22 protein-coding genes and 1 riboswitch are annotated in these 25,236 nt (G+C 60.6%); of the genes, 11 read left to right on the plus strand and 11 right to left on the minus strand.

Features of this window, described 5'->3' with window-relative positions:
* Positions 1-232: 232 nt before the first annotated feature.
* The 6 genes from B0G57_RS29200 (at position 233) to B0G57_RS29225 (ending at position 5,789) form a co-directional block, all read left to right on the plus strand.
* On the plus strand, positions 233-1,522 hold the full coding sequence (locus tag B0G57_RS29200; protein ID WP_018443284.1) for an MFS transporter: 1,290 nt from the start codon (positions 233-235) through the stop codon (positions 1,520-1,522).
* 51 nt (positions 1,523-1,573) lie between these two features.
* Positions 1,574-2,551 carry a glutamate cyclase domain-containing protein gene (locus B0G57_RS29205; RefSeq protein ID WP_018443283.1) on the plus strand — a complete coding sequence of 326 codons (978 nt, stop codon included), beginning with the start codon at positions 1,574-1,576 and terminating at the stop codon, positions 2,549-2,551.
* Positions 2,552-2,576: 25 nt separating this feature from the next.
* Complete coding sequence (locus B0G57_RS29210; RefSeq protein WP_158256636.1) at positions 2,577-3,704, plus strand: alanine racemase; 1,128 nt, start codon at positions 2,577-2,579, stop codon at positions 3,702-3,704.
* 58 nt (positions 3,705-3,762) lie between these two features.
* On the plus strand, positions 3,763-4,161 hold the full coding sequence (locus B0G57_RS29215) for a RidA family protein (protein ID WP_020566498.1): 399 nt from the start codon (positions 3,763-3,765) through the stop codon (positions 4,159-4,161).
* 98 nt (positions 4,162-4,259) lie between these two features.
* Positions 4,260-5,045, plus strand: coding sequence for an SDR family oxidoreductase (locus tag B0G57_RS29220; protein WP_018443280.1), 786 nt, complete (start codon positions 4,260-4,262; stop codon positions 5,043-5,045).
* A 42-nt stretch (positions 5,046-5,087) separates the two neighbouring features.
* Positions 5,088-5,789: a ribonuclease activity regulator RraA gene (locus B0G57_RS29225; protein ID WP_018443279.1), complete on the plus strand. Its 702-nt coding sequence runs from the start codon at positions 5,088-5,090 to the stop codon at positions 5,787-5,789.
* A gap of 313 nt (positions 5,790-6,102) precedes the next feature.
* Here B0G57_RS29225 and B0G57_RS31030 read toward each other — a convergent pair whose 3' ends face one another.
* Positions 6,103-6,375, minus strand: coding sequence for a hypothetical protein (locus tag B0G57_RS31030; RefSeq protein WP_146013398.1), 273 nt, complete (start codon positions 6,373-6,375; stop codon positions 6,103-6,105).
* A 366-nt stretch (positions 6,376-6,741) separates the two neighbouring features.
* Positions 6,742-7,092, minus strand: a complete 351-nt coding sequence (locus B0G57_RS29235; protein WP_020566497.1) for a DUF4148 domain-containing protein — start codon at positions 7,090-7,092, stop codon at positions 6,742-6,744.
* Positions 7,093-7,828: 736 nt separating this feature from the next.
* Here B0G57_RS29235 and B0G57_RS29240 point away from each other — a divergent pair.
* Together B0G57_RS29240 and B0G57_RS29245 are read left to right on the plus strand one after the other, a co-directional pair.
* Positions 7,829-9,658 carry an ATP-binding response regulator gene (locus B0G57_RS29240; protein WP_158256637.1) on the plus strand — a complete coding sequence of 610 codons (1,830 nt, stop codon included), beginning with the start codon at positions 7,829-7,831 and terminating at the stop codon, positions 9,656-9,658.
* Between the two features lie 62 nt (positions 9,659-9,720).
* On the plus strand, positions 9,721-11,547 hold the full coding sequence (locus B0G57_RS29245; RefSeq protein ID WP_158256638.1) for an ATP-binding response regulator: 1,827 nt from the start codon (positions 9,721-9,723) through the stop codon (positions 11,545-11,547).
* 43 nt (positions 11,548-11,590) lie between these two features.
* Here the strand turns inward: B0G57_RS29245 and B0G57_RS29250 are convergent, their stop codons facing one another.
* From B0G57_RS29250 to B0G57_RS29270, 5 genes are all read right to left on the minus strand, one after another.
* On the minus strand, positions 11,591-12,295 hold the full coding sequence (locus B0G57_RS29250) for a LuxR C-terminal-related transcriptional regulator (RefSeq protein WP_083925755.1): 705 nt from the start codon (positions 12,293-12,295) through the stop codon (positions 11,591-11,593).
* Between the two features lie 274 nt (positions 12,296-12,569).
* On the minus strand, positions 12,570-12,911 hold the full coding sequence (locus tag B0G57_RS29255; protein ID WP_018442727.1) for a c-type cytochrome: 342 nt from the start codon (positions 12,909-12,911) through the stop codon (positions 12,570-12,572).
* Between the two features lie 10 nt (positions 12,912-12,921).
* Positions 12,922-14,154, minus strand: coding sequence for a molybdopterin-dependent oxidoreductase (locus tag B0G57_RS29260; protein WP_018442728.1), 1,233 nt, complete (start codon positions 14,152-14,154; stop codon positions 12,922-12,924).
* Between the two features lie 246 nt (positions 14,155-14,400).
* Positions 14,401-14,847: a GreA/GreB family elongation factor gene (locus B0G57_RS29265; RefSeq protein WP_051090102.1), complete on the minus strand. Its 447-nt coding sequence runs from the start codon at positions 14,845-14,847 to the stop codon at positions 14,401-14,403.
* Positions 14,811-15,197: a hypothetical protein gene (locus B0G57_RS29270; RefSeq protein ID WP_083925757.1), complete on the minus strand. Its 387-nt coding sequence runs from the start codon at positions 15,195-15,197 to the stop codon at positions 14,811-14,813. Before B0G57_RS29270 ends, B0G57_RS29265 begins: the two co-directional genes overlap by 37 nt.
* A 1,013-nt stretch (positions 15,198-16,210) precedes the next feature.
* Here B0G57_RS29270 and B0G57_RS29275 point away from each other — a divergent pair.
* Both B0G57_RS29275 and B0G57_RS32010 read left to right on the plus strand, forming a co-directional pair.
* Positions 16,211-16,999, plus strand: coding sequence for a hypothetical protein (locus B0G57_RS29275; protein WP_026230047.1), 789 nt, complete (start codon positions 16,211-16,213; stop codon positions 16,997-16,999).
* Positions 16,996-17,166: a hypothetical protein gene (locus B0G57_RS32010; RefSeq protein WP_223258744.1), complete on the plus strand. Its 171-nt coding sequence runs from the start codon at positions 16,996-16,998 to the stop codon at positions 17,164-17,166. Before B0G57_RS29275 ends, B0G57_RS32010 begins: the two co-directional genes overlap by 4 nt.
* Positions 17,167-17,332: 166 nt before the next feature.
* Here the strand turns inward: B0G57_RS32010 and B0G57_RS29280 are convergent, their stop codons facing one another.
* The 4 genes from B0G57_RS29280 to cobW all read right to left on the minus strand — a co-directional run bounded on the left by B0G57_RS29280 (position 17,333) and on the right by cobW (position 24,066).
* Positions 17,333-17,926, minus strand: coding sequence for a vWA domain-containing protein (locus tag B0G57_RS29280; protein ID WP_018442732.1), 594 nt, complete (start codon positions 17,924-17,926; stop codon positions 17,333-17,335).
* Positions 17,927-18,015: 89 nt separating this feature from the next.
* Positions 18,016-19,131 carry an ATP-binding protein gene (locus B0G57_RS29285; RefSeq protein ID WP_020566441.1) on the minus strand — a complete coding sequence of 372 codons (1,116 nt, stop codon included), beginning with the start codon at positions 19,129-19,131 and terminating at the stop codon, positions 18,016-18,018.
* Complete coding sequence (gene cobN, locus B0G57_RS29290; RefSeq protein ID WP_018442734.1) at positions 19,128-22,955, minus strand: cobaltochelatase subunit CobN; 3,828 nt, start codon at positions 22,953-22,955, stop codon at positions 19,128-19,130. Before cobN ends, B0G57_RS29285 begins: the two co-directional genes overlap by 4 nt.
* 16 nt (positions 22,956-22,971) lie before the next feature.
* Positions 22,972-24,066: a cobalamin biosynthesis protein CobW gene (cobW, locus tag B0G57_RS29295; protein ID WP_026230048.1), complete on the minus strand. Its 1,095-nt coding sequence runs from the start codon at positions 24,064-24,066 to the stop codon at positions 22,972-22,974.
* Between the two features lie 186 nt (positions 24,067-24,252).
* Positions 24,253-24,540, minus strand: a riboswitch (cobalamin riboswitch).
* A 91-nt stretch (positions 24,541-24,631) separates the two neighbouring features.
* Between cobW and cobO the strand changes: the two genes are divergently transcribed.
* Positions 24,632-25,234: a cob(I)yrinic acid a,c-diamide adenosyltransferase gene (gene cobO, locus B0G57_RS29300; protein ID WP_018442736.1), complete on the plus strand. Its 603-nt coding sequence runs from the start codon at positions 24,632-24,634 to the stop codon at positions 25,232-25,234.
* Positions 25,235-25,236: the final 2 nt, after the last annotated feature.

Genomic DNA, 25,236 nt, shown 5'->3' on the forward strand with positions numbered 1-25,236 from the left:
GCTAACCGCGTCAGAGCAAGATACGCCTCCGTGCTCACCCACATATCCAGACGTCGATCACCGTTGCCATCCTTGCCTGCCGTGTCGCGCCTTGCTCGATAAGCCGCTTGCCGTTGTGCCGTCGTTTGTGTCATCTCCCATCTCCCTCGTTACCCGGTAACTATCGATTCGAAAGATGTTACCCGGTAACGCGAAACCTAACGATGTGGGGCAGATTTAGCGCTTACGACCAATGCATGCGGCAGCAGTACCAGCGCTTCGGAAAACTACGGTGCGCTGGAACATCTTCTTGATCATGCTGTTGCTCGTCACAGTCAACTATATCGACCGTGCTTCGCTATCGGTTGCGATGCCACTGCTCGCCAAGGAGTTCTCGCTTTCCCCCGTTATGCAGGGGTTGATCCTGAGTTCTTTCTTCTGGTCCTACACCTTGATGCAGGTCCCGGGCGGCGTATTCGTCGATCGCTTCAAGCCGCGCGCCGTGCTCGCGGTATGTACGCTTGCGTGGGGGGGCTTTCAGGCCTTAGCGGCCGTTGCCACGAGTGCCCTGGCCCTGCTTTTGACGCGAATCGGTTTGGGCGTCGCCGAGGCACCGGTCGCTTCGGCCGGCGGTGCACTCAATGCCGCATGGTTGACGCAGCATGAACGTGTGCGCGGTGCGTCGCTGATGGACGGTGGCTCCCCGCTCGGCGCGGCGCTCGGCTCCATATTGATTGCATGGCTCATTCTCGTCGCGCATTCGTGGCGCGCGGCCTTCGCGATCGCCGGCATCGGTACGATCCTGTGTGGTATCGGCGCGTGGCTGTACATCAAGAATAGCCCTCGCGACCATTCAGGCGTCAACAAAGCGGAGATGGCGCACATCGAAGATGCGCAGGCACTCGAACGTGCCAAGGAAGGCGGCGATCTGTCTGGCAAGGCCATCGATTTCTTGAAATACCGGTCCGTCTGGCTCATGTTTTTTGGGTTCATGTGCTGCACAACGCTTTACTACGGACTCCTTACCTGGATGCCAACGTACTTGCACAAGGCGCATGGCATGGATTTGCGGCAAATGGGCGATGCAAGCTTCGTGATCTTTTTGTGCGGGTTCGCCGGCGAATTGGTTGGCGGCTACATCGGAGACAAATGGCTGGCAAGCGGGGCATCGCCGAACCTGGTCATGCGTGTCCTTTTCGGCGTAGCGGGCATCGTCGCCACGGTGGCTGTGTTCAGCGTGGCTTATGCGCGAAGCGCCAGCGTCGTAGTCATCTTGCTGTCGGTGACGCTCTTCTTCCTGCGCTGGGGTGGCCTCTATTGGTCGATTCCGGCGATGCTTGCTTCGCGCACCAAGGTCGGCACTTTGGGGGGGCTGCTCAATTTCGGCGGCAATCTTGGGGGCATGATCATCCCGATCGTGGTGGGCGCGATCGTCGAGTACACCGGCTCCTATTTCCTCGCGCTGATGTGCTTCGCTGCAATGGGCCTCGGTCTGCTTGTGTGTTCGATGGGCATCGACTACACGCGCAAGATTCCTGTGTAACGACTTGATGCCGTTCACGACCTAACTTTTCAACGAAAGGAAATTGAGGCAATGGCCTTCGAGCACATCGAAAACATCATCGGCCAAACTGTGCGGCGCGACATCAGCCGTATGGTCGGATTTGCGCAAGGGTCGCTGCAACGCGCGGCGCGTTCGATCATCGCTACGCCAAATGCGCATGTCGGCATCGTCACCGGTTTTTTCATTCGCAACGCTGTTCCCCCTTCGCCGGAAACCGACGGCCTTGGAGGCATGGCCCATCTCGCGGCCGGCCTGGCGAATGCGGGGATTCCCGTGACTGTCATTTCGGACGCGCCCTGCGGCAAAGCCGTGTGGGCCGTCACTACTGAGTTGCCCGAGACGGTTTCTCTCGAGATCACCTCGCTCACGGGAGCCTCGGTGCGCTCCCTCCGCGAGCGCCTCGCAACGGGCGGGCGGCCGATTACACACTTGATTGCCATCGAACGACCCGCACCAGGCAGCGACGGCAAACCGCACCGCGAGTATGGCGCTGATATGACCGCTGATACAGCGCCACTTCACATCCTATTTGATGAACCCGGATGGCATCGCCCATGGGTCACGATCGGGATTGGGGACGGTGGAAACGAAATCGGCATGAGTGTGTTGCCCGAAACCATCGTGCGTGAGGACATTCCGAACGGCGAACTGATTGCCTCCAGGACACCAACAGACCACCTCATCGTTGCCGGTGTATCGAACTGGGGCGGATGGGGACTCCTGCTGGCGATGGCGCTGGCCGATCCTGCACGCGCCCCCCAATTCCTTCACGATTTCACGCCAGAAAGAGACCTCGCGTTCCTGAAGGCTGCGGTGGAAGTTGGGCAAGCCGTGGATGATAGCCGGGTAGACAGGCCGGCCCGGCCGATGTTGAGCGTTGACCGGCTTCCGTTCGAGGACCATGCGCGCGTGCTGTCCCAGTTGCGTTCCTTCGTGCTTGGGTGTCTCGGCGCGGGCGCTGCGGCTTGCGATAGCGCGGGCGCACGGGCGCTCGCTGAACCGCAATAACTCTCCATACATCGGCCGATGCACCATGATGAAAGGACAACAGGAAATGCCGACCGCGTGTCAGCGTACAGTCACCAACGCGCCGCAGTGGGCGCGCTCGCTGCCGGCGGATGTCAGGACCCCTTGCTTTGTTGTTGATGAAGAGGGTGTGATAGAGAATCTGCGCGCGACCGCGCGCGTTTGCGGCGGTATCGAGCGGTTGATGCCGCACGTCAAAACGCATAGAGCAGGCTGGATCGTCGAACTTTGCTTGCGTGAAGGGGTTCGTGCATTTAAAACGGCAACCATTGCGGAAACAGCGATGGTTCTGGCCGCCGGCGCGCCATATGTGGTATGGGCCTACCCGAGTCTCAACAAGGCGAACATCCGCGCCCTGCTCCAAGCTGCGCAAGCACATCCGCAAGCAACGATCGGCGCGCTTGTCGACTCGCATGCCGGGTTCGCCGCGTGGCGTGAGGTGCTTTCACAAGCGGTGGACCCCGTGCGCAATCTCACCCTGATCGTCGATCTCGATCCCGGAATGGGCCGCACGGGTATGCCACTCGATGAATCCGCGATTGAACTTGCGCATGCAGTCAACGCCTTGGATTACTTCGGTGGCTGGCACGTCTACGACGGCCATATCCAGGGCAGCGACGCGGACGTGCGGCGAAAGCGGATCGGCGAAGTCATGCGACACATTGCTGGACTGCTCGGTCGTGCGTCGGCTGAGGGCTTGTCCAATGAACTGATTGCCGGCGGCAGCTACAGCTTTGACGTCTGGCCCGCCTCGCTCGCCAAGTACGTCGGACCTGGCAGTTGGACTTACTCGAGCGCTCAACACGACGAAGAGCTCCCGGATCGAGAATGGCGACCGAGCGCTTTCGTGCTTGCCACCGTCATCGCGACAAAAGGCGCGACGGCGACGCTCGATGCCGGTGCCAAGGCGATTTCGCCCGACAAGCCCGTCACTGACCGCTTCCGCTGGCCCGGCAAGATCATGATGATGAGCGAAGAGCATGTCGTCGTGGAGAACGCCGGCTTTGCCGTCGGTGATCGCGTTTTGCTGCTACCTCGCCATGCCTGTACGACCGCCTATCTCTATCAGAACGCGCTTGTTTTGGCACGCAATGGCGAATGGACGTTGCGTGCGCAGCTCGGCAGCCAAAGGTGAAAACGCCTCGACGCCTGCAACGCAGAGCCTGGCCTGAAAACCATGATGGAAGGAACGCATGAACGTCAATCACCGCAGAAATGCGCGCGCAGTCGAAGTCGATGGTGTAGCAACCGGAGGCCATTACTCGCCGGCCATGGTAGCCGGGGGCTTTGTATTCGTGGCCGGGCAAACGCCGCGCGACGCCCAAAGGCGAATCGTCGGGCAAACAATCGAAGAGCAGACCACCGCGGTACTCGACAATTTATCAAAGGTCCTGGCGGCGGCGGGCGCCAACCTCGATGACGTGGTGAAGGTGACGGTCTATCTCGCGGATCTCGGTTCGTTCGAAAAATTCAATTCGGTATTTGCGAAGTACTTTAGCGAGTTCAAGCCCGCCCGGACGACCGTCGAATGCGGACTCCCGGGCATCATGGTGGAGATCGACGCCATCGCGTATGTCGGCAACTCCTCGTGACTAAGCACGACGACTGCTGCGGCGACAGCGTGTCTTTGCAAGCATGCAGGCGCGTTTTGCGAGGCACCCGCGCGAAGACGAATCGATAAGGAAAGAAGATGGATCTAGGCATCAAAGGAAAACGTGCGCTCGTGCTCAGCGCGGGCGGGGGACTGGGAGGCGCCATCGCGTTAGCGTTGGCGCGCGAAGGCGTTACCGTCTGCGTGGCGGACCGGGATAAAGGCGCGTTGGCTGCGACAGCCGAGCGCATCAAGGCGGCAGGTGGTAACAGCCACTCGTTCGTCTTTGACCTCGGCAAGCCCGAGCAGTGGGCGGCTGGCATCGAGGAAGCGCTATCGCGAACCGGGGGTATCGATATCCTCGTCAACAACACCGGCGGACCGCCGCCTGGTCCGGCATTCGGACATTCGTCCGAGACATGGAAATCCGCGTTCGAAGCGATGGTGCTATCCGTCATCGGCATCACCGATCTCATCTTGCCGGGTATGCGCGAGCGCGGCTGGGGGCGCATCATTACGAGCACCTCTTCGGGCGTGATCGCCCCGATCGCGAATCTCGGGCTTTCCAATGCGACGCGGACGTCACTGCTTGGCTGGTCGAAGACACTCGCCAGAGATGTTGCGGCGTACAGCATCACCGTCAACGTGATGATTCCCGGGCGCATCGCTACCGCACGGACGCAGTTCCTCGATGAAGCAAAGGCTGGGCGCGAAGGCCGGGACGTCGCGGCTGTCCAGTGCGAGAGCGCTGCCGGTATCCCAACTGGCCGCTACGGTCGACCTGAAGAATACGCCGACGTCGCCGCGTTCCTCGCCAGCGACCGCGCGTCGTACGTGACCGGATCCACGATCCGCGTCGACGGCGGGCTCATTCCCAGCATCTGATTGCTTATCGCACTCAGGCATTTCCCAATACAGGACCTTCTTATGGCCGCTACCGATGCTTCCCGATTCAATGCGCTTGCTGGCGTGACGACAGCCACGCTGACGACCATCCTGTTGAAAAAGGGTTTGCGCAACGTATGGATCCGCGGTGCATTTCCCCTCGCGCCGGGTTACGCGCGCGTCGCAGGGCGCGCATTCACTGTGCGGTTCGTGCCAGCTCGCGAAGATCTTGCTACCCCCGAATCATGGGCGTCCCCCAAGTCGAGCCGCGGCGCCATCGAACAGATGCCCGAAGGTTGCATCGCAGTGGTCGACGCAATGGGCGTCAAAGACGCCGGTATCTGGGGCGATATCCTGTGTGCGCGCATGACCCAGCGCCGCGTGGCCGCGCTGGTTACTGACGGCGTCGTCCGGGACCTCGCGGGCGTTCTTGGCACGGGGCTGCCGGTATGGGCAAGTGGCGCGGCGGCTCGCCCGTCTGTCGCTGGCCTAACGTTTGTCGACTGGCAACAACCGGTTGCATGTGGTGGCGTCGCCGTCTTTCCGGACGATGTATTGGTGGCCGACCAGGATGGTGCTGTCGTAATCCCCGCTTTGCTCGTTGACGAGATCATCGATGCGGCGCTGGAGCAGGAGCGCTTTGAGGGGTGGATTATGCAGGAAGTTAATGCTGGAGCCGCTCTCCCTGGATTGTATCCGCCCAACGCAGCCAACAAGGCCAAGTATGAAGCCACCAAACGGTGACATAGGCGCGGCAGGCGCAACGACACAGCTCACACTTCTCGGCCGCGTGGAAATGATTTTTTGATTGAATGGCGGAAATACCATCGGAAGCGGTCGTTGTATTGATGCGCGCGCGTATGCCTGCTTGGGGTCGCCGGCCGCGTCAGGCAGGAGTCGGCCAGTTCGGACTCTTCCAGTCAGTGTCTGGTCTATGGTTGGCCCACGTGGCAGGATGGTCATGGAATAGTCGATGGCCGGTTGGGTTTGCTGTTGACAGACCGTGGGTCAAAAACCTGCTCACCTTGCCAAGCGAGCAGGTTTGTGCAGAGGTCAATCAACGGTGCGAAATCCATACGAAGCCATGACACGACGCAAACGTCGGATCGCAGAAGTTGCCCGCAACGGCGCCCGGATCGTTGATCGCAAATGGAGACGTAAATCCCGACCCTGGCGGGTCGATGGTGGCAAACGTCCCCTGTTGTGTGCGCACAAAACCGTGTTGGGCCGAGAAGTCCGAGGGGATGGTCCACCCGGTCGTATCACCGGCTGCATTGATCGCATCGAGTTGGGTCGCGTAGTTATCGCCCGGGGCATCGACGACGGTCATCGTGCCATCGGCCGCACGCAGAAACGCGTGGACCGCGTCGCATTGTGCGTCGCTGCAAAAGCTTCCGGCAGCCGTTCCCTGGGCATTCAGGGCGATCGTCGGGGAGAAATGTGGCCGATCGCCCGAGAATCGGCAGCATCGCGCCTGCAACGCTGTTGTTAGTGAGCAGCAATACGTCGGCGACGTAAGGTGTCAACGAGGTCGACACCCTGTCGCAGGCAATGCCTATCGGCCGCGGGTTCATCATGTCACTGGCTGTTCGTTGCGGAGACTACGAAGATCCGAATGCCCCCGTTGAGGACGCCTTAAGAGGATCCAGGCACGATAGCCGCATGGTCGAGCCGGTGTCGGGCGAGCCGGCGGCTTTCAATGACCGAAGAAAAGGTCGCAGTAACTTGCGGGGCCGACGCACGATGGTGAAGGATTCGACACATGCGGGATAGTGCCGGAAGCTGAGAGGCCGTTGGTCGTCGTGCCGCCAACGCCACTGTTGGCCGCCTGCTGGCTGTCCTGTGCCGCAATCTTCGCTTCGGCAGCCTGAATTTGCTCGGGATACTTCGTTTGGTCGCCGTCGCCCACGCGATAGCCCGCCTGTTCAAGACGGATCAATTCCGCACGCACTTGCGCACGGGTGACGGGCGCGGTGCTCTGAGCGAAACTGACGACTGGGCTGGCAAGCGCACAGCTGGCGAGAACTAGGCATGCAAGGCTTTTCATAATTGAGCTCCTTGATATATGGCTAACTTTGCGATCAGTACACTAAAGCAAACTGCAGCCATTTCTGCAGACAAACTGTAACTTGTGGTTAATATGGGAACGCGAGCCGCTGTTCGGTTATTGATACCCTCCTTGTGTCGAATTATGGTGCACTATTACGCCGTGTAACCGTGTCAGTTGTAGTTGCGCCGATAATTTGATGTTCGGCATTAATTGTTTCTTTGCGGCCGAACAAACGTTCGGTCTCGCTTTACGACTATTCGTTACGGTGACTTCTTGGGAGTACGGCGCACGCCTGGTTAAAAGAAGGGATGCAGTTCGACGCGGCACACACGGAGCGAGCACTCAACATGCAATTGGCGAGCCCAGCTTGATCAGGATAACTTCGAGTCACGGGACTGCGCGGCGCACGAAAATATGCTTCATACTTGCGCGTTCAGGAGCTTTGACATTTCTCACCCAATGCTCGGCGCAGCGCGAGCAAATCTCAGGTAGGGACCCACCGCCTGGATCACGAACTTTTGTTCGGCAAAAAAACAGAACACTTGTCCATCGACTTCCTGGCGGACCGCTAGCACAATGGCGTGTAGCTGTACCTGATTCCCGGAGGCCTGTTATGGCGTCCTCTACCCGAACACCATGTGATTCTGACGCGGGTGAAATGCCCGGGGCCAGAACATCACTGTGCACGGGTGAACCAGCTCACACGATCGGGCGCCGCAAATTCGCTGAATTTATGAATCTGTTGGTGGGACCGGTTGCAGCGCTCAGTACTGAGCAGAAGCTCCTCGTCAAACGCGAGCTATTGCAATCGCTGTCCCGCCGATCGGTATATTGGATCGCGCTACTGTTGCTCGGAAGCCCGTTCTGGTTCGTATTGGGATCGTGGATTAAAACGTCGGATAGCTATCTTTCTTTTCGCGCCGCCTGGATCCTGGGGCTGTGGGGGATGGCCGCTCCCTCGGCAGCATACTTACTGAAAAAGACTGTGACGCTCCCCAAGCATGCCGGCGTCAGCGCGCTTGAGCAGATGCACTGGGCGTGGACTGCATTGATCATGCTGACATGCTTCTGGTGGGCGGCGGCCAGCTTTGGGCTAACCCCACCGAACTTCACGGTCCTCCATGGCTATTACTTTAGATTTGCCAGGTATGGCTTCCTGGAACTGACGATGATCGGCCAGGCATTTACCTTGCTGTTGCTAGCACCCAGTTTTCGTTCGGCTTTAGGTGCACTCGTGATCGGCACTATCCCATTCGGATTCAACATCGCCCCACTGTTTTTTATTTACCGGCCGGGAATGTTTGACTGGTATTCGGCTCAAATAATTGGTTATTGTGTCATCGCCTGGTTTATTTGCAACGATCAGCAACGCACATGCGTAAAAGAAGTTATCCTCGAGGAGGCGCGGTCTCAGGCTGTAGCGGCAACCGCGGAGAAGAACCAATTTATCGCTGCGATAAGCCATGACTTGCGCCAACCGCTCACAACGCTCGGCCTGAAGTTGAATTTTCTGGAGAGGAGCATTGAATCGACCAATCTGTTGGAAGACGTGTCGATTGCGCAAAGGCAAGTGGATGCGATGGAAGGGATGATTAACGGGGCACTGGATATCTGCCGCCTCGAATCCGGCACCTGGAATGTAGAAGTTCAGGAGGTGGCGCTGCCTTCCCTTTTACGCGGCATAGTCGTGGATATGCAGCCGCTGGCTAAGGCGAAGGGGCTGAAGTTAAGGCTCCATAGTCGCCCCTATCTGGTCCGTACGGATCGACAGGCGCTGGACAGGATCATCCGGAATATGGTTCTCAATGCACTTCGTTACACGCCTGCCGGGCAGGGAGGAAAGCAGGGACATGTTCTGCTGAGCTGCCAGAGGCGAGGCAGCCGCATAAAGATAAGTGTCTGGGACAACGGGATCGGTATCCCTGAAGATAGACAGGCGGATATCTTCAAAAGCTATGTCCAGGTCGATAATCCCGAGAGGAACCGCGAAAAAGGGTTCGGCCTGGGTCTGTCCATTGTCCAGGGGCTCGCGAACCTCCTGGGTCACAAGCTCGACGTGGACTCGACACCAGGACGGGGATCGCGTTTTTCGGTTACGGTTCCCTTTATGGGACACATACCGCCGGAGTTGCTCGAGGTGCAAACAGTTGAATACGGCGACCCCGACCTGACCAATATGGTCGTCGCGATCATCGAGGACAATAGCGACTTAAGAATCGAAATATCAATGCGCCTGATCGAGCATGGCTGCTACGTCGTGGCGGGCGAATCGTCATCCGACGTCATCGAGCAGTTGCGTATTGAGGCTTTGGCAAGCGGTCCGCACTTCATCCTCTCCGACTACCGGCTGCAAAACGAGGACGGTATTGCTGCGATTGCGGCGGTCCGCGCTGCTACCGACGCTTCGATCCCCGCAATCCTGTGGTCGGGGGACACCTCGTCAGCGGTGCTGAAAAACATAGCCGTCAGTGGCATGAAGCTTTTGTCGGGACCTGATCCGGAACAAACGTTATTGACAATACTTGCTGAACATAAGCCAAAAACATTGACCGAAGGCGGGTGAACGAGATGGCAGGTGTCCACATAGCTACTCACATAATCGAGCACCGAAGATTCGCTGAATTTATGAATCTTTTTCTAGGATCGGTTGCATCACTCAGCACCGAGCAGAATCTCTTTATCAAACGCGAGTTATTGCAATCGCTGTCCCGTCGAGCGGTATGCTGGACCGCGCTAGTGTCGGTCGGAGCCTCGCTGTTGTGCATATATGGATCGTGGATCAAAACGTCGGATAGCTACCTTTGGTTCCGCGTCTTCTGGGTCTTGGGGCTGTGGGGAATGGCCGCTCCCCTGGCAGCATACTTACTAAAAAAGACGATGGCGCTCCCCAAACACGCCAGCGTCAACGCGCTCGAGCAGTTGCATTGGGCATGGGCTGCAGCCGTCACACTGACATCGTTCTGGTGGGCGACGGGTAGCCTTGGGCTAACGCCACCGGATTTCTCGGGCCATGCTCCGTACGTCAAATTAGCCAGTTCTGGCTTTCTCGAATACACACTAATCAGCCATACATTTACGTTGCTGCTGCTCGCACCCAGTCTTCGTGCGAATTTAGGTTCATTCTTGCTCGGCGCTATCCCCTTCGGATTTAGCCTGGGACCACCTCTCTTTATTTACCGGCCAGCAATGCTGGGTTTTTATGCGGCTCAATTAATTGGCTATTGCTTCCTCGCGTGGTTTATTTTTTACAGTCAAAAACGAGTCTATATTAAAGAGATTATTCTCGATGAGGCGCGAGAGCGGGCTGAGGCGGCAAAAGCGGAGAAGAACCTGCTTATCGCTGCGATAAGCCATGACTTGCGCCAACCACTCACAACGCTCGGCCTGAAGTTGAATTTTCTGGAGAGGAGCATTGAATCGACTAATCTGTTGGAAGACGTCTCGATTGCACAAAGGCAAGTGGATGCGATGGAAGGGATGATTAACGGGGCACTGGATATCTGCCGCCTCGAATCCGGCACCTGGAATGTAGAAGTTCAGGAGGTGGCGCTGCCTTCCCTTTTACGCGGCATAGTCGTGGATATGCAGCCGCTGGCTAAGGCGAAGGGGCTGAAGTTAAGGCTCCATAGTCGCCCCTATCTGGTCCGTACGGATCGACAGGCGCTGGACAGGATCATCCGGAATATGGTTCTCAATGCACTTCGTTACACGCCTGCCGGGCAGGGAGGAAAGCAGGGACATGTTCTGCTGAGCTGCCAGAGGCGAGGCAGCCGCATAAAGATAAGTGTCTGGGACAACGGGATCGGTATCCCTGAAGATAGACAGGCGGATATCTTCAAAAGCTATGTCCAGGTCGATAATCCCGAGAGGAACCGCGAAAAAGGGTTCGGCCTGGGTCTGTCCATTGTCCAGGGGCTCGCGAACCTCCTGGGTCACAAGCTCGACGTGGACTCGACACCAGGACGGGGATCGCGTTTTTCGGTTACGGTTCCCTTTATGGGACACATACCGCCGGAGTTGCTCGAGGTGCAAACAGTTGAATACGGCGACCCCGACCTGACCAATATGGTCGTCGCGATCATCGAGGACAATAGCGACTTAAGAATCGAAATATCAATGCGCCTGATCGAGCATGGCTGCTACGTCGTGGCGGGCGAATCGTCATCCGACGTCATCGAGCAGTTGCGTATTGAGGCTTTGGCAAGCGGTCCGCACTTCATCCTCTCCGACTACCGGCTGCAAAACGAGGACGGTATTGCTGCGATTGCGGCGGTCCGCGCTGCTACCGACGCTTCGATCCCCGCAATCCTGTGGTCGGGGGACACCTCGTCAGCGGTGCTCAAAAACGTAGCCGTCAGTGGCCTGAGGTTTTTGTCGAAACCGGTTTCGGAAAGAACCTTATTGAGCACACTTGCAAAACATAAGCCAAAAACATCGACCGAAAGCGGTTAAAGGTGCTGGCTGGGAAACAGGAAGAGCGGTGTAGCAGCGATCTTCACGACGGACGCCGATCTGCTTCGCCCCTGCCAAGGGCCAGCTCGGCACTGACTCGAAGTGCAGCTTCAACGCGGTTTCTGACTTGAAGTTTGTCGTAAATAACACAAGAAACCTGTCTTACATGCCCCTCGGAGACGCCAAGCTCTCTTGCGATCTGCTTCCCTGAGAGGCCACGTGCAATACAACGCGCCAAGTCCCACTCTCGCGGAGAAAGCCCAAGATGGTGCTGATTCTGGCTAGCAGAGGGCGCGTGTGTCGAGCAGGCAAAGCGGAGCAAGACTTCTTCTGGAATCCAGAGCTCACCTCCCAAGATCCTGCTCAGTCCGATGAACATTTTTTTGTGCGCGCCTCCTTTCAAGAGGATTCCTCGAGCGGCGTAGTCACGCATGCACATTCGCAAAATTTCGACTTCGTGATCGTTTCCAGGCGCAAGTCCTGTACAGATGACCACGGGAACGTTGGATGGATTCCCGGCCTGGAAATGCTCGAGCGTCGCGGCGCCGCGGTTGTCACCATCCAAATTAAGATCCAGGAATACCAGGTCCGGGGGAGGTGTCTTGTTGACTTCTTCGAGCGCGCTGGCGAGCGTAAAGACGGGCGTGATCTCGATCGGAATTGCGCTCAGCTCGGACGCGTGTGTCTGGACATATTCGGCAAGAGCAACGCAAAGGATTTCGTGGTCATCGACCCATAGGATTTTCATGGTCGCTTCTCCTCCTCACACATCCGAGAAAAGCAATCGCACGCTACATTTGCGCGCAGCACTGCTTGACAGCTTAGCAGGTGGGGCGGGGCCACAGAACCTTGAAAGACGGATAGCTAGCTTTGTTTTTGCGGGGGCTGTCCTTGCACTAGCGCGGGAAGCTGCTTAGGGACGCCTACGGACGTTCGAGGCGGAATCGGGAAGATCGTTCGTCGTCCGACGAGAAGCTTCCGCTTTCGTCGGCCACATCCATTGTTGAATGCTGGAAAACCGACTATTTTCCATTGATCGTCGTCAGATAGCGTGCAATGTCGTCAATCTGTTCGGGCGCGAGCGGCGCGCCGTAAACGGTGCGCATCTTCGCAACTTCCGCTTTCCAGGTGTCGAATGAAAGCGGCGGTTGGCGCATCACCATGTCGACGGAATGGCACATCACGCACTGCTGATTGGCGAGATCGGCACCTCGTCCGGGTGGAAACGTCGATGCGCCGGCCGGCAGCGTAACCTCGACTGCGCGCATGACCGCATTCGCCGTTGGCTGGCCGGGATTCGCTGCGATCGATGTGGTGCCGCCAATCGCAGCAGACAAGGCCAGCACGATCGCTCGGACTCTCATGGCTATCCTCTCACGCCGCGACAACCTTCAGCGATTCGACGACATTTCGCATATACCCCCCGGGATTCCAATTCGGCTCGCCTGGCTGCCCTTCGCCTCTGTCGTTGATCGCCTTTACCTTGAGCACATACTCACCGGCGTACCGTGGCATAAAGCGCGCTTCCCAGCGGCGGAAACTGTACCTGCCGACATCGCGGTCGAGGCGGGCCGGCGTCCATGACGTGCCGCCGTCCGCGGAAAAAAGCACCTTGGTCACCCCCGTATCGCCGCCGAACGCAATGCCGCGCACCCGGCGCGGTGCGCCGGCGTCGACCACCGAACCGTCGCTCAGATTGGTGATGAATGATCTTGGCACCATCCGATTGATCGCGACCGTCTTCACGCCGGTCTGCTGCGGCGACATGTTCGCACCCGGCGTATCGGGAATTTGATAAGCCTTTGCCATCCAGAAATTCTGATCGGGCGAATCGATGACCTCGATATCATTCAGCATCTTTACCCAGTACGTCGAGTACCATCCCGGCACAACGAGCCGCAGCGGGAAACCATTCAACAGCGGCAGAGGCTGGCCGTTCATGCCGAACGCGAGCATGACTTCGCCATTGCGCGCGTGATCGATATCGAGCGCCTTGACGAAGTCCGGCGTAGCCGGCAGCAGCCCTTTGTCGAGACCCCGGTAGCGGACCTGCACGGCGCCGGTCTTGACGCCTGCGCGATCAAGGACGTCCTTGAGGCGAACGCCCGTCCAAAGCGCGTTGCCCATCGCGCCATTGCCCCACTCCCCGCCCGCGACACGCGGCTTGAAGAAGCCGCGCGAATTGCCTGCGCACTGATTGACGGCGGCGACTTCTATGTGCTCGAAGCCGTTGATGATGTCCGCGAGTCCCAGATCGAGTTCGCGCGAGACTGAGCCGTGAATCCTCAACCGGAATGTGCGAGCATCGACGCTGACGGGAATGCTGGGGAGATGCCAGCGCACGAAGAAACGGTCGTTCGGCGTGAATACGCCGTCGTCAAAGACCGAAAACGGTGTCTCGAGCAACGGTGGCCGGCTGCGTACGAGTACCATCTCGCCTTTTTGCGGGAAGGCTGACGTGAGTTCCCGCAGGCCGTTTTCGAATGGAAAGGTGATCGCGTCGGCTGCGAGCGTCAGACTCGCCCAGCCGCCGGCGGCGCTCGCGACGCCGCTTGCCGCGAGCGCATGAAGCACACGCCGTCGCATGAGGCGGCATTCGTCGTTCATCGGGGTCCCCCCGGCGTCGGCCAATCCTTTGATGAATGCTGCGCTGCGTTGATGCCAGGCAGCTTTCAATATAGGTCGCCGACCGCGGGCGCTCTATCCGGAAACGCCCCGGGGAGCAAGGCCGGCACATCTGAACAGTTGATTCGTCGCGCGACCGCGCGATGACGCGCCGCCGTATCAAGAAGCCGCGCGCAATGGCGCAGTCGTCTGGCTACCACCTCGCGACTCGGGTGGTAGCCCACGACGTCACAGCGCCAAGTGGCGGCTCTCCGGTTGCAGCAGTATTGCATTAACGAGGTAAAAGATCTGCACGCCGCTCGGTGGTCGGCATACCACCGTCTGACCACACCGCGCACCCAAAAGCGAAATGCCTGCGGGCGACAGGACGGACAGACGCCCCAACAGATACTCCGCCTTATCGGGGTAAACCAGCGTCCAATGATACGTTTTAGCGCTGCCGACGACCGTGCACTCAATCGTCGTGTTCATCGTGACGACGTCCGGCGGAATCTGCTCCGGCTCGACCAATAAAGCGGTGGCTTCGAGACTTTCCACCATCGCTCGCTGCTGCGGCGTCACCGTCGGCAAAGATAAATAGGCCTTCAGTTGAGTCAAGTCGCTTTCGGACACGATGCGTTCGGCCTCCGTAAGCCGCTTCACATCCACGGAAGATTGAATTTGCGAGCGCAGCATGATTGCCTCCGGCAAGGATAGAGATTGCAGATGTCCGAGCAATGGCTGTCATCCCATACATCCAGCCAGGACTCGTCGAGAAAGATCAGTCGTGTGGCGGTGCCTGATTGATGCGCTTCGCGCACGGCACACCGGTTGACGAACGCCCCGGGACGCTCCTCGGCAAAGACGACCTGCATCAGCGGAGCAAAGCGTTGCGTGGCTTCAGCAAAGCTCGCGTCCATCGATGGTTTGTCAGCCCCTAGCCAGTAAAGCAATGCTGCCGTTGAGTTAGTCGCATCCCGCGCGATGAAGCGCAGACTCCGCTCGACTGACAGCGCCTCAAATGGATGTTTCGCTTGTGTTGCCATGGCTTTCCCGTTTTTCGTACACGTAGTCAGCCCCGCCGCTTTTCAAGCGCGGCAGATGGCCGCGCATCAGCAGCGCAACGGGGATCGTGTTGCAGGCGACACACGAGCGCGCGCATCTCACGCGCGACGTTTGCCTCGCGCGTCTTCAGGAGAGGCGCGACAGCCTCTCGTCGTGTGTCGTCAGGTCTGGTGGGAGGCCCGGCTCTTCGCTGTTATGCGAAGAACCGGGCAAAGGGGAGTGCTGACTTGTCCGCGGGAATAACGCGGCTCCCTGTGCGCTTCTCAGTCCCCGGGATTCGAACCCCACGGCCGTCCTTTTCGGCCAAGCACCGAAAACACAAACACGCGGGGACAGGAGGGTTCGGGACGAAATGCACGGCTATGGCCTCAATCGGGCGGCTCGATGAGCGACTGGGGATGCAGACAGCCTTATTAAAGCTTCATTGTTAGGAATTTGCAAGGTTTGACGAAACTGTCCCCATCACCCGCGGTCGCGAGCCCGCGTGGCGGCGCCTTCTGACTTCCATTTGTTCGTGATGACGTCGTAAAGGCAGGCCGCACGATCGTCCCTTGGCTTGCGGGCGGGGCCGACAAGCGGTGCTTCGATCCCGCGATGATGTAACGGCGTTGGCGCATCATTCGGCATCCTAAGTTTCGAGCTTTCGCGGCGCGCCAATCGGCAGATCCAAGCAACAACAGCGGCATCAAAACGTTACCTACCCGCTTACGCAGAATCCAGGAAATCGCCCAAAACAAATACGGATTGCGACACCACGTACTGGGGCAACAATGGCCGCATCTACATCTCCAGTGATCGCGGCAACACCTGGTCGTGGTACACGCTGCCTTTCCCGGTAGGCGGCAACGATAACGGTCGGGCCGTCGGCGAACGCCTGGCGGTCGACCCCAACAATCCGTCGACGCTGTTCTACGCCTCACGTACGGCCGGCCTATGGAAGAGCTCGGACTCGGGCCATACCTGGAATCAAGTTACGGGGCTGTCGTCCGCCACGATGACCGGCACCCCGATCGGTGTCGAGCAGGTCATATTCGACACCTCGAGCGTGGGTAGCGGCCAGCCAACCTGGATCATATGGGCCTCCATCGCTCCGGACTACGCCAACGCCGCGGGTCTGACGTCGACGCTCTATAAGTCCTTCAACGGTGGCGCGACGTGGGCTCCGGTTCCGGTCCCGGCCGGGGTGTCCGGCTACTACATCCCCCACATTGTGCGCACCGCCGACGGCATGTTTTACGTGGTGTTCAACCAGAACGCCGGCCAAGGCGCCGCTGGTCCCGGCTATCTCTATCGATTCGGTGCCAGCGACAACAACACGTGGACCTTGCTCAGCAGTAGCACCGCCGGGGGCTATGGAGGCTTGTCCGTCTCCGGCGTCGGCTCGAGTGCGCGCATCGCGCTGGGTGTGACCGGCACCTGGGGCGACAACCCTGGCCAGGTCACCCAACTATCCGACGACGGCGGCATTACCTGGCGCGAGATCGAGGCCAATATGACGCACACGGGTACGACGGGCAATAGCTACTCGGGATGGAACGAAGACACCGTCATCGATCCGGCCAACCGCGACCACATCATGCACATCTACGGCGGCGGCATCTGGGAAACCACGAACGCCTCCTCGGCCACGCCGACCTGGAACCTCAAGCTGAACAACCTGCCTGGACGAAGCTCAACGGCTTTGCCTCCGCCAACGGCGCGCCCGGAGCCAGCCTCATCGCCCTGGGCAAGGCGGTGGACGGCAGCTCATACTCGGCCGCGATCTATGTGGTGGGTGCGATGAACGGCGTCTGGGGCGTGTATCGCTCCGACGATGGCGGTGCGACGTGGTCGCGCTTCAACGATGACGCTCATCAGTTCGGCGGCATCCACCATATCGCGGCCGACTGGAACACTTATGGGCGCATCTATGTCAACGGTGAGGGCCGCGGTCTGATCTTCAGCAATTGAGGGGTAACGGCTCTAGCGCACTTTTGCCCCTGCGTCGATTGCCGCGGGCCTCGTCCGAGGTCTGCGGTGCTCAAATTTCAGCGAGCGGGCGCATCCGGTCGATCTCGACGATCCGGAAGTGTCGCTCCGCCAGAAAATCAACGCCGACGTGCAAGCAGCGCAAGCCCTACCGAGCGGCGATTTCTTCGGCCCGCACGTACATCGCGCCCCATTCTCGCGCTAATTGACGGCAGCGGCCGAGCGCAGGCGCGCCGTTCTCGCAATCGACGAGCACAATCCGATCGGCTGCCGACGGTCTCATAGGCCGGTCGCTGCTTCTACCGTCGGTCAGCACCCACAGCACGCGTTCTTGTCCCGGCTTGTTTCGCGCAGCGTGTTCGAGCAAACGAGCAGCGCTGCGCATGCCAAGCTGGAACGGCGTTCCGCCACCTCCACCGATCGGCCGCAGCCACCGTTCGTTCCACCAGCGCGGAACGGCAGGTCCGAAACGCAGATCGGCGCGCGCGCCGCCAAAACATATGAGCGCCACTTCGGCTCGCTCGGATGCGGCGCGATTGAAACATGCGAGAAGCAACCCCTTCGCCGTCGCGAGCCGCGCGCCACCCCGCATCGATGCGGAGCAATCGAGCAGGAAGCAATGCAATATGCCCGTTTTGGACTCTTCGCGCACAAAGCGCAAATGCTCGGCTCGCAATCGGTCTTGCCGCTTTTTCTCGAGCGTGGCCGGCCAGGCGATGCGTTTGCCGGAGCGAGGCCGCACGCCGGCCCGTATGCCGCGAGCCGCGAGCGCGCCGTCAGGCCATCGAAAACCGCTGCGAGAATCGGCAGCAGTGGCGCCCTTCCGATGGCTCAGCGTTTTTTTGAGGCGAGCGGGATGACCCCTTTCACGTCGACCATACCAGCCGGCTCGGGAGGGAGGTAGCCCCAATCATGATTGTCGCGGCCGCGCTGATCGTTGGGCGGTCGGGCGGTCATCGGCAAATGCGGCGTCTGCCCATCGCCGGCTTCGTTCGCGAAGGCCTCCCCGTTCTTGCGATTCGACGCCGAGCGCTGCACTTCATCGCCCGCTTCACTCGAGCGCTCGTCTGATCGTTCGCGCCGCCTGTGCCTCAGCACGGCTTCGGCTACGCGCTCGACGTGCTGTGTCGTAACGTTCGCTGCCCCATCGATAGCCGCGAGCGCCCGTGCGGCCCGCAACATGACAAGGTCCGCGCGCATTCCATCGACCGCCGCCTCGATACACCGCGCGCTAACATCCGCGTGAACGGCATCGTCGAACGAAAGCGCGGGCAACCTCTCGCGCGCTTCCCGAATTCGCCGCGCGAGCGACTGTTGTTCATCCGCATACGACTGGCGGAACGCATTGGGCTCCGCGTCGAAGGCGAGCCTCGCTCTTACGATCCGCTGCCGCACCTCGGAATCGAAACAGTTGTCGAGCGCCACCATCAGGCCGAACCGGTCGAGCAACTGCGGCCTGAGCTCCCCCTCTTCGGGATTCATCGTGCCGATCAACACGAACCGCGCGGGATGACTATGCGATACGCCGTCGCGCTCGACGACGTTGACACCGCTCGCGGCGGCATCGAGCAAAGCGTCAGCAAGCATGTCGGCAAGCAGATTGACCTCATCGACGTAGAGCACGCCATGGTGAGCAAGGGCCAGCAATCCGGGCGAAAACTTGACCGATCCGCCACGCAGCACCTCGTCGATGTCGAGCGTCCCGATGAGCCGCTCCTCGCTCGCGCCGAGCGGCAACGTCACGAGCCGGCCTTCGGGCAGCAGTTCCGCCAGCGCCCGCGCCGCCGTCGATTTCGCGGTGCCGCGCGGTCCGCTGACGAGCACGCCGCCTATCCCCGGGTCAACAGCGGCCAGCAACAACGCTTGTTGTAAGGACTCCTGACCAATCAGCGCGCTGAATGGATAGGGTCTCGACAAAACGCCGGAGGACAATGAATGGTCGTTCACGATGATTTCTCTTCGATCTGCTGCTCGCTGGCGAGCAGATGCGTCTCGATTTGCGCGCGATAGGCGCCCGGCGCTTGCCACAAGCCGCGCTCGATCGCCTCGAGCAATCGCTCGCAGACTGAACGCAATGCATGGGGATTGTGTTGTTGCAAGAACGCGCGCGTCTCGCCGTCGTTCAAGTAGGCGTCGGTGACGAGCGCGTATTGATGATCGGCAACCACGCGTGCCGTCGCGTCATAGCCAAACAAATAGTCGACTGTCGCCGCGATTTCGGCCGCACCCTTGTAGCCGTGACCCTTGACGCCGTCCAGCCATTTCGGATTGACGACACGCGAGCGTATGACGCGCGCGATTTCCTCGGTGAGCGGGCGTACGCGCGGTGCGGCCGGATTGCTATGGTCGGCGTGATAAATCCGCGGTTGAGCGCCGGCGAAATGCCGGACCGCTGCCGCCATCCCACCTTGGAACTGGTAATAGTCGTTCGAATCGAGCAAATCGTGCTCGCGGTTGTCCTGATTCTGCAGCACCACGTCGATCGACGCGAGACGCGTGGCAAACACGCCTCGCGCCGCTTCGCCCGCGCTCGTCTGCGCATAGGCGAAGCCGCCCCACGCACGATACGCTTCAGCGAGGTCCTCATCGGTCTGCCATTGCCGCGAATCGATCATCTGCTGCAAGCCGGCGCCGTATGTACCCGGCCTGGCGCTGAAGACGCGCCAGCCGGCCCGTTTGCGCGCCTCCTGCGCATCGAGGCCACGAGCCACCCAGGCGTCGCGCTCGCGAAGCACTCGCGCCCGGATCGGATTGACGTCCTCGGGCTCGTCGTCGAGTTCGGCAACGGCCTGCACCGCCGCGTCGAATAGGTGCATGACGTTCGGAAACGCATCGCGGAAGAAACCCGAGACGCGCAGCGTCACATCGATGCGCGGCCGCTCGAGCACACCGGCAGGAAGAATCTCGAAGTCGGTAACGCGATGACTGCCGGGCGCCCATTTGGGCCTTACGCCGAGCAACGCGAACGCTTGAGCGATATCGTCGCCGCCCGTTCGCATCGTTGCGGTCCCCCATATCGACAAACCCACCGCGCGCGGATAGTCGCCGTTGTCTTGCAGGTGACGTTCGATCAACTGTCGTGCGGATTTGAGGCCGAGCGCCCACGCCGCCTGCGTCGGGATGGCGCGTGTATCGACCGAATAGAAGTTGCGCCCGGTCGGCAATACATCCGGGCGCCCGCGCGACGGGGAACCACTCGGCCCGGGCGGCACGAACCGGCCTTCGAGGCCTCGCTTCAACTGGCGCAATTCCTCCGGGCCGCAGGCGTCGAGGCGCGGCAGAACGTCGTCGCGCACGCGCTCGAGCACACGCTCCGTATACGGCAAGGTGCCGGCCGGCGGCGTTGCAAACGCCGTCGTCCTCCGGGCATCGCAGCCCTCACGGCCGCGGCAAAATGCGTCGAGCAACAACGCCGCGAAGCCCTCGAGACGTTCGCGCGTATCGCCGTTGTGACGCCACGGCGCATCGCTGATTTGCTCCAGCAGCGCCGGGCGCGGCCCGGTCCACGGAGTCGACCATTCAGCCGTGAGCGGGTCGAACAGATGAGCGATCCGCAGATCTTTCGCGAGTGCATCGATCAAGCCTGCGTTGGCATTTTGTCCATCACCGACCGGAAAGCGAGCCAGCGCAAGCAGCGTATCGCGCCGTTGAATGCCCTCGGGCGAGCGGCCGAAGGTATGCAGGCCATCCCGGATCTGTGCCTCCTTCAATTCGCATAGCCACGCGTCGACACGCGTAAGCAATGCGTCTTCCTCATGCTGGCTCGCGGGTTGCGCCAGACTCAATTCCTCGTGAAGCCGATGCTCGACGATGGTCTCGAGGATCGTCCTGCGCAGCAGCCGCGCGCGCCGCGCGTCGACCATCAATGCTTCGTAGTACTCATCGACTTGCCGTTCCAGATCCTGCAGCGGGCCGTAGGTTTCCGCCCGCGTCAGCGGCGGCATCAAGTGATCGATAATGACGGCCTGTGCGCGCCGTTTCGCCTGACTGCCCTCGCCCGGATCGTTGACGATGAAGGGATAGAGATGCGGCATCGGCCCAAGGGCGACATCGGGCCAGCAGCGCCCGCTGAGCGCGACGCTCTTGCCCGGCAGCCATTCGAGACTCCCATGCTTGCCCACGTGCACGACCGCATCGGCGCCGAAAACTTGCCGCAGCCAGAAATAAAACGCGAGATACGCATGCGGCGGCACGAGGTCCGCATCGTGGTAGCTCGCGTAGTCGTTCGCCTCGCGCGAGCGCGCGGGCTGAATGCCGACGAAGACCCGCCCGCAGCGCCAGCCTGAAATCATGAATCGGCCACGCCGAACGGTCGGATCGCGCTCAGGAGGCCCCCAGCGCTGATCGAGCGCGTCGCGCAACTCGTCAGGGAGCGCGGCAAGGCATTGCACATAGTCGTCGAGCGCGAAGCTCTGCAAAGCGGGACGAAGGTCGCGCACATCGGGGTCGTTCGTCACGCCCCGCGTCAGCCGATCCATGAGCGAGGCGCCGTCTTGGGGCAAATCCTCGACGCGATAGCCTTCGTCGCTCAGCATGTTGAGGATCGCCACGACCGATGCCGGGGTGTCGAGCCCCACACCGTTGCCGATCCGCCCTTCGCTCGTCGGATAGTTCGCGAGGACGAGCGCGAGTCGCTTGTCATCGTTGCCGAGGCTACGCAGGCGACACCAGCGACGGCTCAGTTCGGCGACGAAACCGATCCGCTCATCGTCGGGCCGATAACGGACGACATCGACTTCCGTGTGCGGACAACGATAGGCGAGCCCCTTGAAGCTGACCGCACGCGTAATGATGCGCCCGTCGACTTCGGGCAACGCGACATGCATCGCGATGTCGCGCGAGTTCAGGCCTTGATCGTCCTCGACCCAGTCCTCCCGGTTGCCGCCGCTGAGAATGACTTGCATCACAGGCGCATCGCCCGCGATGGCGACCGGCTCGGAAGAGTCGAGCGTCGACGCCGCGAATGCCGTGGTGTTGAGCACGAGCGCGACGTCGTGCTCCGCGCAAAGCTGTGCGACCACATCCAAACTCACTGCATCCTTCAGCGAAGTGATGGCAATCGGCAGCGGATTCATCCGCCGCGCCTCGAGCGCATCGATCAGCGCATCGAATACTGCTGTGTTCGCCGCCTGCAGATGCGCGCGATAAAAAAGAATTGCAACGACGGGGGCACCGTCGACCCAGCGGCTGCGCCAGTCCGCGATCGTAGGCGTCTCGCGCCGCGGATGATAGAGGGTCGCCGCCGGCAGCGGCACGGGCGGCGGCGGTTCGCGGTCCCAGCCGAACGCATGCCAGGCGATCGTGCGCATGAATGCTTCGGCGTTGGCGGTGCCGCCCTCGCGCAGGTATCGCCACAATCGCGTGCAAAGCGCGGCGTCGGCCGTGCTTTTGGCAATGAGGTTGGCATCCTCCTGCAAGTCGCCCGAGAACATCGCGAGCATCTGCCCGTTGCGCCTCGCGAGCTCGACGACACGCTCGATGCCATACGGCCAATACGATTCGCCGCCGAGATGGTCGACCACGACGACGCGCGCATGCTGCAACACGTCATCGACATAGAAATCGACCGATGCAGGCTGCCGCAGATAGGTGACGTTCGCGAGGCGAACGCTTGGGTAACCGGGGCCGAGCCGATCGACGACGCTCGCTAGCAAAGAAAGCGTCGTGTCGGCGGAACTCAGGACGATGATGTCCGCGGGACGTTGGTCGATGCGGACGACGCCGGCCGTATCGTCGACGAAGCCGCCCGGTACGGTGCGCAGCAAATGCATGGCGGAGCGGCCGCGCTCAGGCCTGTGCGAAGCGCATGCCGGACTGCGCGCTCAGCGCCTCGTCGAAAGCGCGCTGCAGCGTGTCTCGATCGAGATTCTCGCCGATCAACACGAATCGGCTCGTCGGCGATTCGTCCTCGCGCCAGCGCCGGTCGAAGTAGCTGTCGAAGCGGCGGCCGACGCCCTGGATCACGAGCCGCATCGGCGTGCCGGGCAATGCGGCGAATCCTTTCGCGCGGTAGATGGTGTGATGCTCGACGAGCCGTTGCAACGCCGCAATCGCGGCTTCGCGCGAAAGAGGCGAGCCCACGACGACGACGGAATCGAATTCGTCGTGATGATGGTGATCGGGATCGTTGGACGACCCGTGATGATCGGGGCGTTGATCGATCGTCTCTTCGGACGCCGCTTCGAGCCCGAGGAGCGCATGAAGATCGAGCTCGCCCCGCTGGGCCGGCACGATCTTGACGTGCGGCGGGATCTCCGCGCGAATCAGCGATTCGACCGCCACGCGTTGCGCTTCGTCGAGCAGGTCGGTCTTGTTGAGCACGACGAGGTCGGCCGCGCTCAGTTGATCCTCGAAAAGCTCGTGCAGCGGCGACTCATGATCGAGATTCGGATCGGCCTTTCGCTGCTCGTCGACGGCATCCGGGTCGGCCGCGAACTGGCCGCTCGCGGCCGCCGGCCCGTCGACGACGGTCACCACGGCGTCGACTGTGAAGCTGTTCTTGATCGAAGGCCAGTTGAACGCCTGAACGAGCGGCTTCGGCAAGGCGAGACCCGAGGTCTCGATGAGGATGTGATCGATCTGGGAACGACGCTCGACGAGCGCTTCCATGACGGGGAAGAACTCTTCCTGCACCGTGCAGCAAAGGCAGCCGTTCGCCAGTTCATACAATTGACCGTCGGTCTCGCTGCCTGCTTCGTCGCAGCCGATCCCGCAGCCACGCAGAATCTCGCCATCGATGCCGAGTTCGCCGAACTCGTTGACGATGACGGCGATACGCAAGCCTTTCGCCTGCGAGAGCACGTGTCGCAGCAGGGTGGTCTTGCCGCTGCCGAGAAAACCGGTGACGATCGTGACGGGTATCTTGCGCATTGGTGATTGCATGCGGCTCCTCGCTCGCAGTCGATAGTGGGCCGCGTCGCCCGTTCGGTCCGAGCTGACGAGCTCGGAGCACGACGCGAGGCGCACGGCGGACGAACGAAGAGAAAGGTGGGCGATGGCGCGGAAACGCCGACGCGCGTTGCAGTGAGATGCAACGAAGCCTTGGCCGGGACACCGCCTACCCGCAGCGCCCACCCTTCTCTTCTGGCCGGTATCCGGGCTGACGAAAGCGCCGCTTCACCTTCCCGCGCAAGTCATGTCATTTCTTGCGCAGTGGTTGCCTGCATACGCGGCCTTGCGCGCATGCATCGAAGCCGGCTCTGCATCGCTTCTGCGATGCGTTCGCCTACCGTTGCGGGGGCAGCACAGATTGACTCGTGCCGCGGACGGAAATTCGCCGCGGCGAGTGTCTGTTTCCCGTTTAACTGCACGCGCAAAGGAGTTGCGCGCGCGAGCACCAGATTGCGTGCGAGTGTAGGTTCGTTGGCCCGCCGCGTCAAGAAACCGTCTTGTCCAACGTGTATCGCGGGGCTCATACTATTGCACATCCAGACGAAACGATATTCCAATGAAGACGGATCCCGAATCGCATCAGCGCATGACACAACGCCGCCGCGAAGGCCATGAGAAAAAACAGGCGGCGGCCACCGTCGAAAAAGGCTTGCTGATCGTCCACACCGGCAACGGCAAAGGCAAGAGCACGGCGGCTTTCGGCATGGCCGTGCGAATGCTCGGGCACGGCGAGCGCACCGGCGTCGTGCAGTTCATCAAGGGCGCATTGCATACTTCCGAGCGCGATTTTCTCGGCAGCCACCCCGCGTGCGACTTCGTCACGATGGGCGACGGGTATACATGGAATACGCAGAACCGCGAGGCGGACATGGCGACGGCCCGCAAGGGTTGGGACGAAGCGGTCAAGATGATCGAAAGCGGCGAATACCGCATGGTCATCCTCGACGAGCTCAACACGGTGCTCAAGTACGAATATCTGCCTCTCGATGAGGTGCTCGCCGTGTTGCAAGCCCGAGAACCGACGCTGCACGTCGTCGTGACGGGGCGCCATGCGCCGGACGCGCTGATCGATGCGGCCGATCTCGTCACTGAGATGCGGCTCGTCAAGCATCCCTACCGGGAGCAAGGCGTGAAGGCGCAGCGAGGCGTGGAGTTCTGACG

Origin of the sequence: Trinickia symbiotica, assembly GCF_002934455.1 — a bacterium.
Classification (GTDB): Bacteria; Pseudomonadota; Gammaproteobacteria; order Burkholderiales; family Burkholderiaceae; genus Trinickia; species Trinickia symbiotica.